This is a genomic window from Kribbella solani (assembly GCF_014205295.1).
Classification (GTDB): Bacteria; Actinomycetota; Actinomycetes; order Propionibacteriales; family Kribbellaceae; genus Kribbella; species Kribbella solani.
The window spans coordinates 1768959-1784053 of the sequence record NZ_JACHNF010000001.1; the positions used below are offsets into that span (position 1 = coordinate 1768959).

At 69.8% G+C, this 15095-nt stretch carries 13 protein-coding genes; 7 read left to right on the forward strand and 6 right to left on the reverse strand.

Going from position 1 to position 15095, the window contains the following annotated elements:
- The 3 genes from HDA44_RS07820 to HDA44_RS07830 form a co-directional block, all read right to left on the reverse strand.
- Positions 1-723 carry an ABC transporter ATP-binding protein gene (locus HDA44_RS07820; protein WP_184832539.1) on the reverse strand — a complete coding sequence of 241 codons (723 nt, stop codon included), beginning with the start codon at positions 721-723 and terminating at the stop codon, positions 1-3.
- Between the two features lie 116 nt (positions 724-839).
- Entirely contained in the window at positions 840-2063 is a 1224-nt protein-coding gene (locus tag HDA44_RS07825) for a cytochrome P450 (protein WP_184832541.1), read from the reverse strand.
- Positions 2056-3120, reverse strand: coding sequence for a P1 family peptidase (locus HDA44_RS07830; RefSeq protein WP_184832543.1), 1065 nt, complete (start codon positions 3118-3120; stop codon positions 2056-2058). Before HDA44_RS07830 ends, HDA44_RS07825 begins: the two co-directional genes overlap by 8 nt.
- 54 nt (positions 3121-3174) lie before the next feature.
- Here HDA44_RS07830 and HDA44_RS07835 point away from each other — a divergent pair, with 54 nt between their 5' ends.
- Positions 3175-3687: a DUF2087 domain-containing protein gene (locus HDA44_RS07835; RefSeq protein ID WP_184832545.1), complete on the forward strand. Its 513-nt coding sequence runs from the start codon at positions 3175-3177 to the stop codon at positions 3685-3687.
- Here the strand turns inward: HDA44_RS07835 and HDA44_RS07840 are convergent.
- A complete protein-coding gene (locus HDA44_RS07840) occupies positions 3680-6382 on the reverse strand; it encodes a GNAT family N-acetyltransferase (protein WP_184832547.1) in 2703 nt (900 codons plus the stop codon). The genes HDA44_RS07835 and HDA44_RS07840 overlap by 8 nt on opposite strands.
- A 35-nt stretch (positions 6383-6417) precedes the next feature.
- Here HDA44_RS07840 and HDA44_RS07845 point away from each other — a divergent pair, with 35 nt between their 5' ends.
- The 4 genes from HDA44_RS07845 to HDA44_RS07860 are packed head-to-tail and all read left to right on the forward strand — an operon-like array spanning position 6418 to position 10201.
- A complete protein-coding gene (locus tag HDA44_RS07845; RefSeq protein WP_337905717.1) occupies positions 6418-7470 on the forward strand; it encodes an SLC13 family permease in 1053 nt (350 codons plus the stop codon).
- Between the two features lie 10 nt (positions 7471-7480).
- A complete protein-coding gene (locus tag HDA44_RS07850) occupies positions 7481-9181 on the forward strand; it encodes an AMP-binding protein (RefSeq protein WP_184832550.1) in 1701 nt (566 codons plus the stop codon).
- Positions 9182-9188: 7 nt separating this feature from the next.
- Entirely contained in the window at positions 9189-9956 is a 768-nt protein-coding gene (locus tag HDA44_RS07855; protein ID WP_184832551.1) for an ABC transporter permease, read from the forward strand.
- The gene (locus HDA44_RS07860; protein ID WP_184832552.1) at positions 9953-10201 is read left to right on the forward strand and encodes a DUF2630 family protein; all 249 of its coding nucleotides are present in this window, start codon (positions 9953-9955) and stop codon (positions 10199-10201) included. Before HDA44_RS07855 ends, HDA44_RS07860 begins: the two co-directional genes overlap by 4 nt.
- Positions 10202-10268: 67 nt before the next feature.
- Here HDA44_RS07860 and HDA44_RS07865 read toward each other — a convergent pair whose 3' ends face one another.
- Together HDA44_RS07865 and HDA44_RS07870 are read right to left on the reverse strand one after the other, a co-directional pair.
- Positions 10269-10922: a response regulator transcription factor gene (locus tag HDA44_RS07865; protein WP_184832553.1), complete on the reverse strand. Its 654-nt coding sequence runs from the start codon at positions 10920-10922 to the stop codon at positions 10269-10271.
- The gene (locus tag HDA44_RS07870; protein ID WP_184832554.1) at positions 10904-12175 is read right to left on the reverse strand and encodes a sensor domain-containing protein; all 1272 of its coding nucleotides are present in this window, start codon (positions 12173-12175) and stop codon (positions 10904-10906) included. Before HDA44_RS07870 ends, HDA44_RS07865 begins: the two co-directional genes overlap by 19 nt.
- 109 nt (positions 12176-12284) lie before the next feature.
- Here HDA44_RS07870 and HDA44_RS07875 point away from each other — a divergent pair, with 109 nt between their 5' ends.
- Both HDA44_RS07875 and HDA44_RS07880 read left to right on the forward strand, forming a co-directional pair.
- On the forward strand, positions 12285-13052 hold the full coding sequence (locus HDA44_RS07875) for an ABC transporter ATP-binding protein (RefSeq protein ID WP_184832557.1): 768 nt from the start codon (positions 12285-12287) through the stop codon (positions 13050-13052).
- A complete protein-coding gene (locus HDA44_RS07880; protein WP_184832559.1) occupies positions 13052-14986 on the forward strand; it encodes an FtsX-like permease family protein in 1935 nt (644 codons plus the stop codon). Before HDA44_RS07875 ends, HDA44_RS07880 begins: the two co-directional genes overlap by 1 nt.
- Positions 14987-15095: the final 109 nt, after the last annotated feature.

Below are 15095 nucleotides of genomic sequence, written 5' to 3' on the forward strand. Positions count from 1 at the left end.
TCACTGCTGGACTCCCGTCCATGCAGCTCCGGTGGCAGCGGGTGCACCAACTCGGCCGTCGACGATGTGGAGAGTCCGGTGGCAGCGTGCGGCTACCGCGTTGTCATGGGTGACCACTACTACGGCCGCGCCTCGGTGGGTTGCGGCACCGACGAGCAGGTCGATGACCTGTGAGCCGGTGGCGGCGTCGAGTGCGCCCGTGGGCTCGTCGGCGAACACCACCTGTGGTTCGCCGACCAGTGCACGGGCGATCGCGACCCGCTGTGCCTGACCACCGGACAGCTCCCCCGGCCGCCGTCCGGCCTCAGCAGCCAAGCCGACCTGTGCCAGCGTCGTACGCGCCCGACCGACCGCCTCCCGGCGGCTCATCCCGTCCACCATCAGCGGTAGCGCCACGTTCTCGTCCGCAGGCAGCTCGGCAAGCAGCTGGTTGTCCTGGAAGACGAAGCCGAGGCGGCGACGGCGCAGGACGGTCCGGCCGGCGTCGTTCAGTTGGTCGACCCGCTCACCGCCGAGCCACACCTCACCCTGATCCGGCGTGAGGATGCCGGCCAGTACATGCAGCAGAGTGGTCTTGCCGTTCCCGCTCGGGCCCATCACGGCAAGCGCCTCGCCGGACCGGACAGCTACGTCGACGCCGGCCAGGCCGACCACGGGACCGTAGTGCTTCACGAGGCCGTGTCCGCTGAGCACGACCTGCGATTGGGGACTCTGGAAGTTCATACCGCAGAGCCTTCCGTGAACCCGTCCTCACAACGTCGGACCACGGACCGGTCTTCGCGTCGCCTTCGGGTGCCTTTCGGCGCTCGCACGTACGACTTGAGTCGTACGTGCGTGAGTCAGACGACGATGGTCACGTCGGCGCCACTGAACAGCAGGTCGCGGCCTCGCGTTCCGGGTGTGTCGACCAGCTTCGCGTCCGGTGCTGCCGCGTGCAGGTCCTGCAGGAACACCTCGATGGCGAGGTTGGCCAGTTGCTTACCGGGACAGACGTGCCGGCCGAACCCGAAGGTCAGCGGCAGCTTCCCGCGGCTGTCCAGGTCGTACGGATCGCCGAACGCCTTCGGATCCCGGTTGGCTCCGGCGAACAGCGCCAGCACCTGCCCCTTCTCCAGCCGGGTCCCGCTGCTGAGCGTGACGGGCTTCGTGATGCGCCGCTTCCAGGCGACCAGTCCTGGGTCGAGCTGGACGATCCGGCTCGCTACCCGCCTGGCGCCGGCCGGGTCCTTGAGCGCGGACCACCAGCTACGGTCCGGGTTGTCCAGCAGGCGCTGCACACCTTGCTGGATGGTCCCCGCGATCGTGTGAACGCCGGCCGCGAGTGAGTTCGCCATCGCGGACACGGCCACCCGGTGTGGGATCCCCGATTGTTGCAGCCGAGACGCGAAGGTCCGCTCGCCGTCAGCGCCGCGGACCGTTCGGGCACTGACCGAGAACAGCTGGCCGAGCCCTTCGACCGCATCAACAAGCTCACGCCCGCGCTGCTTCCGGCCGAGCAATCCTGACTGCGCGCCGCTCCAGACCGCGACGCGCGGCCAGTCCGCTGGCTGCAGGCCGACCGCCGAGCCGGTCACTCGCGCCGCGAACGCGATCGACAACGCCGTCACGTCGAGCCGGCCCTGAGCCGGGAAGCGGTCAAGCTCGGCGGCGAAGTGGCCGTGGACTTCCTGCTCGCGGGCCGGTCGCGCGTCCGCCGCGACGGTGAAGTGACCGGTCGGGCCGGCCATCGCGTCCCACACCGACTTGTGCAGGTCCTCGTCGGCCAGGTTGGCGGTGGCTTTGGCCGGCAGCGGAACCAGATGCCGCAGGAACGGCGGGATCGCGCCCGGTGTCGCCATGATCCGCGGATACCCGACGAGTGGGTCGAGGGAGTTCGCGTTCGAGATCTCGGGCCGGGCGGCTTCGAGGACCTCCTTCACGTCGTCGTACTGCCAGACCATGACCAGGCCTGACTCGTGCCGGAAGGTCGGCTCCGGCCAGTCGTAGAGCTGCGTCAGTCGAAGGTCGCGTTGCCGCCAGGAGAGCTCGTTCAGCGTCAGTTCGGCAAGCGGGAACTCAGGCATTGGCACTTCCCTCGACGGCAGCGAAAGCGGACGGGAACGCGTCCCGGTAGCTCGGGATGATGCCGGTCGGTGTCTGCACCGACTCGGCGTTCAGCATCGCGTGCACGATCGCGCGCGACAGCGTGCGGGCACCAGCGGCGTACACGGCCTCCAACTGGGCGAGAGCGGCCGGATCGGTAACACTCAGCCTCGGCTGATCCGTCGTCGTGGACAGGGCGAAGATGCTGTCGCCGTCGACCAGGGTGTGGATCGGGTCGAGCGCGCGGGCCAGGCCGTCGTGCGCGACCATCGCCATCCGGGTGGTGGCCGCCTTGTCCAGCGGTACGTCGGTGGCGACGACCGCGATCACGGTGTTCATCGGCGGGCCGGGGATCAGATTGCGTCCGGGCGCGGCGGCCGGTGGTGGCTCGGTCGGCGTACGCAACTGGCTGAACTCGTCGCCGAGCCCGAGCCGGGCGGCGTACAGGTTGCCGTCGGCGTCGACCGTCGAGCCGGCCGCGTTCACGATCACCAGCGCGCCCACCGTACTGCCGTCGTCCAGCCGCACGCTGGCCGAGCCGACGCCGCCCTTGAGCGAGCGGGCCCGGGCACCGGCCCCGGCGCCGTGGTTGCCCAGGGCAACCGGTCCGTCGGTGGCGGCGGCGATCGCGTCGGCGCCCCAGGACGGTTCCGGGCGGGCGGTGAAGTCGCCGCCGCGGGCCAGGTCGAAGATCACCGCGGTCGGCACGATCGGGACCACGTCGTACTCGCCCTGGCCGACCCGGACGCCCTCGCCGCGCTGCTCCAGCCAGCGCATCACGCTGCCGGCGGTGTCCAGGCCGAAGGCGCTGCCGCCGGTCAGTACGATCGCGTTCACGCCACCGTTCGAGTTCACCGGCGAGAGCAGATCCGTCTCGCGGGTACCGGGCGCGCCGCCGCGGACGTCGACGCCGGCGACCGCGGTCGCCGGCGCGTACACCACCGTCGTACCGGTCAGGTACGGCGGATCCAGACGCTCGACCTGGCCGACCAGGATTCCAGGGACATCGGTGATCGCGTTCTGCGGTCCAGGCTGCATGCGCAGATTTTGCCATGCCGAAATCCGGTTGCCACCGGCGATAGCGTGAAACGCATGAACGCCGATCAGCTCTGTGGTCTGCTGGCCGAACCGTCGAGGTTGCGCGCGTACTCCGCGATCGTCCTCGGCGCCACCACTCCCGAGCAGATTGCCGGCCGCGCCGGGCTGCCCGCGCCGGTCGTGACGAAGGCCCTGCAGCGGCTGACCAAGGGCGGGCTGATCGCGGCGAGCCGGGACGGCTTCAGCGCGGACGAGAGCGCGTTCAAGGACGCTGTTCGCGAAGGGCGGCCGGAGCGCGTGCCGCTGGATCCCGATCCGGCCCGGGACAACGTTCTGAAGTCCTTCATCCGGGACGGCCGGCTGACGCACTTCCCGACCTTCCCGGAGAAGCTGCGGGTCGTGCTCGAGTACCTGGTGCTGAGCTTCGAGACCGGCCGCGCGTACCCGGAGACCGAGGTCAACGAGATCCTGAACCGCTGGCATCCCGACCATGCGGCGCTTCGGCGCGAGCTGATCGAGGCGCGGCTGCTGGACCGCGAGAACAGCGTCTACACGCGGCCTAGGTGAGCCTGCGGGCGGGCGTGTCCTGCCGGGGCTTCTCGTTCGGCGCGATGCGTACGCGGGTGTCGAGCACGGTCGCGCCCTGAGCCGAGACCAGTACTGAGCGCAGGTCGAGCCGGACGACCTCTTCCAGGTCGAGCGTGAGCCGGGAAACCCGGTGCAGCAGGTCCTCGATCGCCGAGATGTCGACCGGGTCCGAGCCGCGGTAGCCGTACAGCAACGGCGCGGCCTTGACCTCGCGGACCATCTCGGCCGCGTCCCGCGTGGTCAGCGGCGGCATCCGGTACGACCGGTCGCCCAGCAGGTCGGTCGCCACACCGGACAGCCCGAAGGTCACGACCGGCCCGAACGACACGTCCTCGATCGTCGAGATCACCACCGGTACGCCCGGCGGCGCCATCTTCTGCACCACGAACTGGGCCCGGGCCGGGTCCGACGCGACGCCGAACGTGTGCGTCATCTCGGCCCAGGCCGCCCGCATGTCGTCCTCGTCGTGGATGTGCCGCCAGATGTCGGCCAGGTCCGGCCGCATCCGCCACTGTTCGGCGGTCGCCTTCAGGATCACCTCGAAGCCGAGGTCCGCGGCCCGGTCGACCGCCTCGTCCGCGCTCAGCACCGGGAACGCCGGCAGCACCGGAATCCCGTAGAAGCTCAGCAGCCGCTGGCGGTCCGCCTCGTCCAGCTCGCGGCCGGCCGGGTGCCGCTGCAGGAACTCCGCGACGAAGTCCTCTCCCCCGGCGGTGTCCACCTCCGGCAGATCCGGGATCCGGCTGTCGGAGCGCCTGCGCCACTCGGCGTACTGGGTGGCCTTCGCGAGCGCGCCGACGGCGTACTGCGGGTTCAGGAAGGACGGGATCGACCCGCGGGCCGCGCCGCCGTCCTCGTCCGGGACCCGCAGCTCCGCGGGCACGCTGCGGGAGGCGAGGAAGGTCGACACGACCGGCTTCTCCGAGTCGGCGGCGGCCGCGGCCAGTACCTGGGCGACCTCGCCGCCGTTCGACTGCACCGGCGGCGTGTAGATCACCACCACCGAGTGCACCTTGTCGTCGGCGAACACCTCCGAGAGCGCAAGCCCGAAGTCGGAGGCGCTGGCGTCGGCGCGCAGGTTCCGCGGCTCACCGGCGGCCTCCAGGCCACACCCGGCCATCGTGTCCAGGGCGAGCAGGGTCAGAGCGTCGGAGTTCGAGACGATCGCGACCCGGCGCCCCTTCGGCAACGGCTGGTGCGCAAGCAACTGGGCGACGTCGAACAGTTCGCCGGTGGTGTCGACGCCGATCAGGCCGCTCTGCCGGAACATCGACTCGATGGTTGCTGGCGGCAACTGGCTGCGACGGACCAGCTGGCCGACCGGTACGCCCTGCGTGGCCCGGCCGGACTTCAGCGCGATCACCGGCTTGCGTCCGGCCAGCCGCCGCGAGACCCGGCTGAACTTGCGCGGGTTGCCGAGCGATTCCAGGTACAGCAGCACGACCTCGGTGGCTTCGTCGGAGTACCAGTACTGCATCAGGTCGTTGCCGGACACGTCCGCGCGGTTGCCGGCCGAGACGAAGCTGGACAGGCCGAGGCCACGACCGGCCATGTCGGCCAGGATCGGTACGCCGAGCGCGCCGGACTGGCAGAAGAACGCGACCCGCCCTTTGCTCGGCATCAGCGGTGACAGCGTGGCGTTCAGTGAGACGCCGGTGGCGGTGTTGATCAGGCCGAGCGCGTTCGGCCCGATCACGCGCATGCCGTACGAGCGGGCCAGGCCGACCAGGTACCGCTGCCGCTGCCGGCCTTCGTCGCCGATCTCCGCGAAGCCGCTGGACACCACGACCAGCCCGCGGACGCCCTTGGCCGCGCAGTCCAGTACGACGTCGGCGACCATGTCCGCCTTCACCGCGACCACGGCCAGGTCGACGGTGTCCTCGACCTCGCGGATCGTCGGGTACGCCGGTACGCCCTCGATCTCGTCGACCTCGGTGTCGGTGTTGACCGCGTACAGCCGGCCCGGGAATCCGCCGTCGCGGAGGTTCCGCAGCAGGGCGTTGCCGATCGTGCCTTCGCGGCGGCTGGCGCCGATCACCGCGACGCTGCCCGGGGTCAGCAGCCGCGCGATCGACAGCGCCTCGGAGCGCTGCTCGCGGGCCTGCATCACGCCGAACGAGGTGTCGGTCGGCGCGATGTCGAACTCGACCATGATCACGCCGTCCTCGAACTCGCGCGCGACCTTGTACCCGGCTTCGGTGAAGACCGTGATCATCTTCCGGTTGTCCGGCAGCACCTCGGCGACGAACCGGGCCATCCCGTTCTCGCGGGCGGCCTGGGCGAGATGTTCGAGCAGCAGCTGGCCGAGGCCGCGGCCCTGGTGCGCGTCCTCGATCAGGAAGGCGACTTCGGCGGTCCGCCGGCCGGTGCGCTCGTACCGCCCGACGCCGATCATTTCGTCACCGACAGTGACGATCAGCGCGAGCCGGTCGTGGTAGTCGACCTGGGTGAACCGCGCCACGTCCCGGTCGGACAGCCGCGGGTACGGCGCGAAGAACCGGTAGTACTTGGACTGCTCGGACACCCGCGCGTAGAACGCGACCAGCAGCGCCGCGTCATCAGGCGTGATCGGCCGCAGGTGCGCGGTCGCGCCGTCCCGCAGCACGACATCAGCCTCGTACTCCGCCGGATAGCCGTCCGGGGGCTCGTGGTCATACTGGTCCGGCGGTGTCACTCGGCCAGCGTACTCAAACAGTTGTGTTGGGGGTTGTGAATTTGGTCGACCGGATTGTGCCGGTGCTGGTGTTTCTGGTTGCGGTGACCGTGATTGCCGAGCTGGCCGACCGGGCGAAGGTGTTCGACGTCGCCGCGCGGGAGGCCGCTCATCTGGCTCGCGGGCGGGTCTGGCGGCTCTGGCTGCTGGTGGTCGCACTGGCCACCGGTCTGTCCATCGTGCTCTCGCTGGACACGTGCGCCGTGCTGCTGACACCTGTCGTGCTGTCCATGGCTCGTCAGCTCAACATCCCGCCGAAGCTGTTCGCGTTCACCACGGTCTGGCTGGCCGGTACGGCATCGCTGCTGCTGCCGGTGTCCAATCTCACCAACCTGCTCGCTCTGCATCCGTTCCGCCAGCTGGGCGTCAGCTACCTGTCAGTGAGCTGGCGACCGGCAATCGCGGCCATCGTCATCACGGTCGTCGTACTCGCTGTGCTCTTCCACCGCGACCTCACCCGCACCTATCAGGTACCACCCACGCCGCCGGTCGACGACAAGGTACTGTTCTGGGGCTGCACAGCCGTCTGTGTACTCCTGGGACCCGCCTTCGTGTCAGGTGTCCAAGTAGCGTGGCCGGCCAGCGCCGGTGCGATCGTCCTGGTCATCCTGTTCGCGGTCCGGCGGCGCAGTGAGCTGCGCTGGTCCCTGATCCCCTACAAGCTCGTACTGGGCGTGGTGGTGCTGTTCACCGTGGTGAACTTCCTCAGCAACCACGGTCTGGAAGGCGTACTGCGCGAGATAGCGGGTACTACCTCCGAACTGCGGTTGAGCGCGACTGCCGCACTCGGAGCGAACCTGTTCGACAACCTGCCCGCGTACCTCGCGATGGAACCAGTGGCGTCCGGTGACCCGCACCGGATGATGGCTCTGCTCATCGGCGTGAACTGCGGCTGTCTGCTCACATTGTGGGGCTCACTGGCCACACTGCTCTGGCGATCCCGGTGCCGCGCGGCCGGCGTACGCATCTCCTGGTGGTCGTTCCTGTGGCGTGGGCTGATCCTGACGCCACTCGTCGTGCTTGGAGCTGTTCTGGCGCTCAATGGGTAATGTGCGAACCATGGCGACGGAGCAGAGCACTTCGGACGTGACCCGGGAGTTCCGGGCGGCGCGGGACTTTCTGGTCGCTCACCGCGACGACTACGAGACCGCGTACCGGGACTTCAGCTGGCCGCGGTTCGAGCGGTTCAACTGGGCCCGGGACTGGTTCGACGCGCTCGCCGTCGAGCAGCCGGAGGTCGCGGCGCTGACGATCGTCGAAGAGGACGGCCAGGTCACCACGCGCACGTACGCCGAAATGGCCGATCGGTCCCGTCAGGTCGCCGGGTGGCTGACCGAGGCGGGGCTGAAGCCGGGTGACCGGGTGCTGATCGTGCTCGGGAACCAGGTCGAGCTGTGGGAGACCATGCTCGCCTGCATCCGGGCCGGTGCGGTGATGATCCCCGCGACCACGCTGCTCACCGACGCCGACCTGGCCGACCGGATCTCGCGGGGCAACGTGCGGGCCGTGGTGACCAGTGGCGCCGACGCCGGCCGGTACGCCGGGATCGCGGACCACTGCATCCGGGTCGCCGTCGGTGCACCTGCCGACGGGTGGCTGCACTACCCGGACAGTGCCGCGTACGCCGGCCCGATCCCGGTGGTCGACACCGCGGCCGACGACGCGCTGCTGCTCTACTTCACCTCGGGTACGACCAGCCAGCCGAAGCTGGTCGAGCACACCCAGGTCAGTTACCCACTCGGGCATCTGTCCACCATGTACTGGATCGGTCTGCAACCGGGCGACGTACACCTCAACGTGTCGTCACCCGGCTGGGCGAAGCACTCCTGGAGCAACGTCTTCGCACCGTGGAACGCCGGCGCGACCGTCTTCCTGTACAACTACACGCGCTTCGACGCCGAGCGGATGCTCGGCGTGCTGCAGGCGTACGGAGTGACCACCTTCTGCGCGCCGCCGACGGTGTGGCGGATGCTCATCCAGGCGGACCTGACAGCCGTCGACGTACGGATCCGGGAATGCATCTCGGCCGGTGAGCCGCTCAACCCCGAGGTGATCGAGCAGGTCCGGAACGCGTGGGACATCACCATCCGGGACGGGTACGGGCAGACCGAGACGACCGCGCAGATCGGCAATCCGCCGGGTCAGCCGGTGAAGCTCGGCTCGATGGGCCGGCCGCTGCCCGGGTACAGCATCGCGCTGATCGACCCGGCGTCGGACGAGATCGGCGACGACGGCGAAATCTGCATCGAGCTCGCGCCCGCGCCCGTACCGCTGATGCGCGGGTACCTGGACGCGCGGGAGCTGACCGACGAGGTGATGCGGAACGGGTATTACCACACCGGTGACGTCGCCGGCCGGGACGCCGACGGGTACATCACGTACGTCGGGCGGTCGGACGACGTTTTCAAGGCGAGCGACTACCGGATCTCGCCGTTCGAGCTGGAGTCGGTGCTGATCGAGCACCCGGCGGTCGCGGAGGCCGCCGTGGTGCCGTCGCCGGATCCGGTCCGGCTGGCGGTACCGAAGGCGTACGTGGTGCTCGCGGCCGGGCACGAGCCGTCGCGCGAGCTGGCCGGGGAGATCCTGGCGTTCTGCCGGGAGCACCTGGCGCCGTACAAGCGGATCCGCCGGATCGAGTTCGCCGAGCTGCCGAAGACGATCTCCGGGAAGATCCGCCGGGTCGAGCTGCGCGCGGACGAAGCCGCCAAGGTCGAGAACGGTACGAGCGGCCAGACGTACGACGAGGCCGACTTCAAGTAGCCGCTGGATGTCATTTCACACCGGCCTCGGCTGGGCGGCCGTCGTCGTTCTGCCGTTGCTGATCGCGATCGGTGTCGGCGCGTCCCGGTTCGCGGGCCTGCGCCACGACAAGGGGATCGTCACCGCGGCCCTGCGCGCGGTCGTCCAGCTCGCCGCGGTCGGCGCGGTCGTCGGAGTCGCGCTGCAGTACACGGTCGGCGCGATCGCGTTCGTCGGGCTGATGTTCGTCGTCGCCACCGTGACGAGTACGCGGCGGATTCAGCAGACGGCCAAGATCCACGGGCAGTGGGCGTACTGCGCGGCCGCGATCGGCGGTGGGGCGTTCGCGGTGCTGTTGCTGCTGATCCTGCCCGGCGTCGTACCGCGGAACCCGGCCAGCATCCTGCCGATGGGCGGCATCATCGTCGGCGGCGCGATGACCGCGACCACGCTGGCCGGCCGGCGGGTCCTGGGCGAGTACGGGAACCGGTTCGGCGAGTACGAAGCCGGACTGTCGATCGGGCTGCTGCCACCGGACGCGTTCAAGCTGGTCGTCGGCCCGGTCGCCGGGGACGCGCTCCTGCCCGCACTGGACCAGACCCGTACGGTCGGCCTGGTCACCCTCCCCGGCGCCTTCGTCGGCATGGTCCTGGGCGGCGCCTCCCCCGTCCAGGCCGCGGCGCTCCAGCTCGTCGTCCTGATCGGCCTGGTCGCCGCCGAGGCGATCGCGATCCTGGTCCTCACCGAGCTGTTGTCCCGCTCCCGGCTGCCGGACGGGCGTACGGTTTCACCATGAGCGACGACAAGAGCATCTTCAGCCGGATCGACGAGCTGGTGGCGGAAGAGCACGAGCTCCGGACCAAGCACGCGGCCGGGCAGGCCGGTGGCACCGACGAGCAGGCGCGGCTGCGTGCGCTCGAGGTGGAGCTGGATCAGTGCTGGGACCTGCTCCGGCAGCGGCGCGCGAAGCGTGAGTTCGGCGAGAACCCGGACGACGCCACCGCCCGCTCGTCGGACACGGTCGAGGGGTACCTGAACTGATCACCTGAACTGATCAGAAGCCGCGGAGCTTCTCCGGGGTGATCCGGATCAGCACCGAGTACGACGGTCAGCCTCTCAGGTAGGTGAGGACGGCGGAGACGCGACGGTCGCGGCCGTCGTCCAGGTCCAGCTTCGCGAAGATGTTGCCCACGTGTTTGCGCACCGCGGCCTCGCTGACCACCAACTGCTCGGCGATCGACGCGTTCACCCGGCCCTCCGCCATCAGCGCGAGCACCTCCAGCTCACGCGGGGTGAGTGCCGCCAGCGGACCGTCGTTCCGGCGCCGGGCCAGCAACTGCCGGACCACCTCCGGGTCCACCACGGTACCGCCGTCCGCAACCCGGTCCAGCGACTCCAGGAACTCGGTGACATGACCCACCCGGTCCTTCAGCAGGTACCCGATCCCGCCGGTGGTTGTCTCCAGCAACGACGACAGGTACGCGTCGGCGACGTACTGCGAGAGCACCAGGATGCCGATCGCCGGCAGTTCGTCGCGGATTGCGGCCGCGGCCCGCAGCCCTTCGTCGCTGTGGCCGGGCGGCATCCGGACGTCGGTGATCACCAGGTCCGGCGGCTCCTTCCGCACCACTGCCAGCAGCGTGTCCGCGTCCCCCACGGTGTCGCGGACATCATGACCGGCGCGGTCCAGGATGCTGGCCAAACCCTCGCGCAGCAGCAGCGAGTCTTCGGCCAGCACGATGCTCAGTCGCCGAGTCGGCACGGGCACTCCATCCTCAGTCGGGTCGGCCCACCAGGTGGGCTGTCGACGTCGAGTGTGCCGCCCAGCGCGTCCAGTCTCGTCACCAGCCCCGTCAGCCCGGTCCCACCACCGAGCGTCGCCCCGCCGATCCCGTCGTCGCGTACGTTGATCACCAGCTGGTCGCGGTCGATCCAGCCGGTCACCTCGCACGTGGTCGCCTGGGCGTGTTTCGCCACGTTCGACAGTGCCTCGCTGACGACAAAGTACGCCGCGGCCTCGATCGGCGGCGGCAACCGCGGCACCGACAGGCTGAGCACCACCGGCAGCGGCATCCGGTCCGCGACCTCGCGGACAGCGGCCTCGATGCCGTGGTCGACCAGTACGCGCGGGTGGATGCCCCGTACGGCCGCCCGCAGATCCGCCAGCGCCGCCTCCGCCTCGGAGTGCGCCTTGACCACCAGCCGGCGCCCCTCCCCCTCCGGCAGATCCAGCTCGGCCAGACCCAGCGTCATGGTCAGCCCGACCAGCCGCTGCTGTACGCCGTCGTGCAGGTGCCGCTCGATCCGCGCCCGCTCGGTCTCGAACGCGTCCACCAGGTCCAGCCGGGACCGCCGGATCTCGGCCAGGTTCCGCTGCAGCTCGTTCTGCCGCGGGCCGAGCATCGCCTTCGCCAGCTCGACCTCGGCGCCCGCGATCACCCCGAGCAGATACGAGCTGACCGCAAAGAACAGCGGCCCGAACAGGACGGTGAAGAGGAGACCTTCGCTGATCGAGTTGATCTTCCACGACCACATCACCACGTCGTCGGTCTCAGCCAGGAACGGGGTCGCGAGAGTGATGAGCAGCACGGCCACGCCGAGTCCGCCGAACAGGGCGCTGAACGGCCAGACGAACACCGCGTACACGACCGAGTACCCGAGCGCCCGCATCGACGCCTGCTCGCGGCGGCGGAACTTGTACCGCTCCCGGAACGTCAGCCCGAGCGGGAGCTTCGCATGTGGGCTCTTGATCCCGTCGACGAGCATCAGCCCGGCCCGCCACCGCTCGAACCAGCCGATCCCGGCACCGATCAGCGGGAACGCCATCATCATGATGATCCCGATGAAGATCGGGCTGAGCAGCGCGCCGATGCCGGCGGCTCCGATCAGTACGCCCAGTGCCAACGCACCCGCCGGTACGGACGACAGCAGGTAGCCGTACACCCGCCACGGCCAGGACGAGATGAGGTAGCGCGGCGATGCCAGCGCTGCCCACACCGTCTTCGGGTCATCCACGTGCCAACCCTAGGCGGCCGTGCGCCGCTACTGCGGTAGCGTGCGCGCTACTGCGGCTCTCACCCACAGGCCAGGGTCAGGAGCTGCGCGGTCCGGTTGGGTTGGAACCATGACCGCTACCGCGCCCATGTACCCCTCCGTCGCACCCGTCGAGCCGCCGGCGCTGCTGCTGGACGGCATCGCCAAGACGTACCGCTCCAAGGCCGGAGCGGTCGACGCGCTGCGCGGTGTGACGTATCACTTCGCGCGCGGCTCGTTCACCGCGGTGATGGGCCCGTCCGGCTCCGGCAAGTCCACCCTGCTGCAGTGCGCGGCCGGACTCGACCAGCCGAGCAGCGGCGCCGTCGTACTCAACGGGGTGAACCTGAACGGGCTGAGCGAGGTGGAGCTCACCAAACTGCGCCGCGCGGAGATGGGGTTCGTTTTCCAGGCGTACAACCTGCTGCCGTCGCTGACCGTGTACGACAACGTGGCGCTGCCGCTCCGGCTCACCGGAAAGCGTCCGGCCCGCAACGACGTACACGGCGTGCTGAACCAGGTGGGCCTGGAAGGCAAGGCCAAGCGGCGACCATCCGAGCTGTCCGGTGGCCAGCAGCAACGAGTAGCGATCGCACGGGCACTCATCACGCGCCCCTCGGTCTTCTTCGCCGACGAGCCGACCGGCGCGTTGGACAGCGGCACCAGCCGCCAGGTACTCGCCCTGCTCCGCGACGCGACCGACCGCGCGGGCCAGACCGTCGTCATGGTCACCCACGACCCGGTCGCGGCCGCGTACGCCGAGCGCGTGCTCTTCCTGTCGGACGGACTGCTCGCGGGGCATCTGGACCGGGCCAACCCCGCGCAGATCGCCGCCGCGATGAGTGACCTGGAGAAGTGATGTTCTACCTCAGCCGGCAAACCGTCGGCCGCCACAGATCGCTGTACGCGGGTGCGTTCGTCGCACTGGCCGTCGGAGTGTTCCTGCTCGGTCTGGCAGCCACCGCGGCCGCGGCCACCAACGCGTACCGCGGACCGCAAGCGGGAAGTATCGCCGTCACCACACTGGGCGGACGGGACACGCCACCGCATACCGAGCACGTCTCAGTGACGCATGACGACGTGTCCGGGCTGCAGACCGTCCTCGGCCTGGTCGGCACGATCAGTGGCTTCATCACCATCTTCGTCATCGCCAGTACGTTCGCCTTCGTGGTCGCCTCGCGACGCCGCGAGATCGGACTGCTCCGGCTGATCGGCGCCACGCCCCGGCAGATCCGCCGGATGATCCTCGGCGAGGCGCTGGTCGTCGCACTCGCCGCCTCGCTGACCGGAGCGATCGCCGCACACCTCGCCACCCCGCTACTGCTGAGCAAGGCGTCCTATACGGAGCTGGCGCCGGTGAAACTCGAACCGGCATCGCCCTGGCTGCCGCTGGCGATCGCGGTCGGGGCCGGGTTGCTGGTCGCGATGCTCGGGGCGCGGTCGGCGGCCAAGCGGGCCGGACGGGTCGGGCCGATCGACGCGCTCCGCGAGGCCGCGCTGGAACCGCCCCGGATCGGTCCGGTACGGATCGTGTTCGGCGCACTGTTCTTCGCCGGGGCGATCGCCATGCTGACGCTGATCCGGCCGTCGACGGGCGAGGGCGCCGTACCCCTGGCGATGTTCACGCCGATGATCCTGGTGATCGCGCTGACGCTGCTCGGGCCGCTCGTCGTACCGCTGGTCGGGCGGTTGTGGGCAACTCCCCTGGTCGCCTGGACCAACGTGTCCGGGCTGCTGGCGCGCAGCAACGTGATCGCCGCGCCACGCCGCAGCGCGTCCCTGGCCGCGCCGATCCTGTCCATCTCGGCGATCGCCGGATCGATGGTCCTGAGCCTCAGTTTCGCCGCCGACAGCGAGGCGGCGAACATCCGGGACGCGGTCCGCGCGCCGATCATCGTCAACGGTCCGGCAGCGGTGACCGGTCCGGGCGTGGACGCGGTGGATGCCGCGTTGCCGATCCAGCTCGTGCGGATCTCCGACGAGTACGCGCAACCCGAGGAGGCGGAGGGCATCGAGCCCGCGATCGCGAGCCGTACCCGGGACATGACGCCACGCTCCGGTGACCTGCGTGACCTGACCGGGAACACCGTCGCCGTCAGCAAGTCGGCCGCGAGCGTCGAGCACTACAAGGTCGGTGACGAGATCCCGATGGTGTTCACCGACAAGACCCGGGTGCGGTTGCGGGTGGTGGCGATCGTGAGAGACGCGTTCAGCGTGAGCGCTTCGTACCTGATCCCACTGGACCTCGCCCGAAAGCACGCCCCGAATGTCCAGCCGGTCCGGAGCTTCGTCCTGCCGGCCGCCGGCGTGGACCCGGCCGAGCTGGTCAAGAAGCTCCCGAACGCCCAGCTCGCGGTCGACTGGGAGGCGGATCAGGCAGCGGCACTGCGGAAGGGCAACCAGTTCGGGCTGATCCTGCTGCTCGGACCGGCCGGGCTCTACAGCGCGATCGCGATCGCCAACACGCTGCTGATGGGCAGTCTGCAGCGGCGGCACGAGTTCATCACCTCGCGGCTGCTCGGCGCGACGCCGGCGCAGATCCGGCGGATGGTGCTCTGGGAGTCCTCACTGGTCGGCGCGGTCGCGCTCAGCCTCGGCACCGCGATCACCCTCACCGTCGGCATCCTGATCCGGCACGCGATGACAGCCGGGGTCACCGACGTGCCGGTGACCGTGCCGTGGGGCGTATTGCTGGGGATCGGCGCACTTTGTCTGACCCTGGCGGTAGGGTCCGCACTGGCCCCGACCACGTACCTGCTGCGCCGGTCCCAGCCGGCCGCCGCGGTGGACTAGACCACCGCGGCAGTCGTCGCCGACCGGGCGGGTCGTGGCCGGAAATGGCTGTTGACCAGGGACAATGTGTACGCGCCGGACCGTCGCGGCGCCGTACCGTTTGAACGAG

Coding starts and splice junctions, on each gene's coding strand:
- HDA44_RS07820 (WP_184832539.1), bottom strand. CDS start 723: ATGAACTTCCAGAGTCCCCAATCGCAGGTCGTGCTCAGCGGACACGGC.
- HDA44_RS07825 (WP_184832541.1), bottom strand. CDS start 2,063: ATGCCTGAGTTCCCGCTTGCCGAACTGACGCTGAACGAGCTCTCCTGG.
- HDA44_RS07830 (WP_184832543.1), bottom strand. CDS start 3,120: ATGCAGCCTGGACCGCAGAACGCGATCACCGATGTCCCTGGAATCCTG.
- HDA44_RS07835 (WP_184832545.1), top strand. CDS start 3,175: ATGAACGCCGATCAGCTCTGTGGTCTGCTGGCCGAACCGTCGAGGTTG.
- HDA44_RS07850 (WP_184832550.1), top strand. CDS start 7,481: ATGGCGACGGAGCAGAGCACTTCGGACGTGACCCGGGAGTTCCGGGCG.
- HDA44_RS07855 (WP_184832551.1), top strand. CDS start 9,189: ATGTCATTTCACACCGGCCTCGGCTGGGCGGCCGTCGTCGTTCTGCCG.
- HDA44_RS07860 (WP_184832552.1), top strand. CDS start 9,953: ATGAGCGACGACAAGAGCATCTTCAGCCGGATCGACGAGCTGGTGGCG.
- HDA44_RS07875 (WP_184832557.1), top strand. CDS start 12,285: ATGACCGCTACCGCGCCCATGTACCCCTCCGTCGCACCCGTCGAGCCG.
- HDA44_RS07880 (WP_184832559.1), top strand. CDS start 13,052: ATGTTCTACCTCAGCCGGCAAACCGTCGGCCGCCACAGATCGCTGTAC.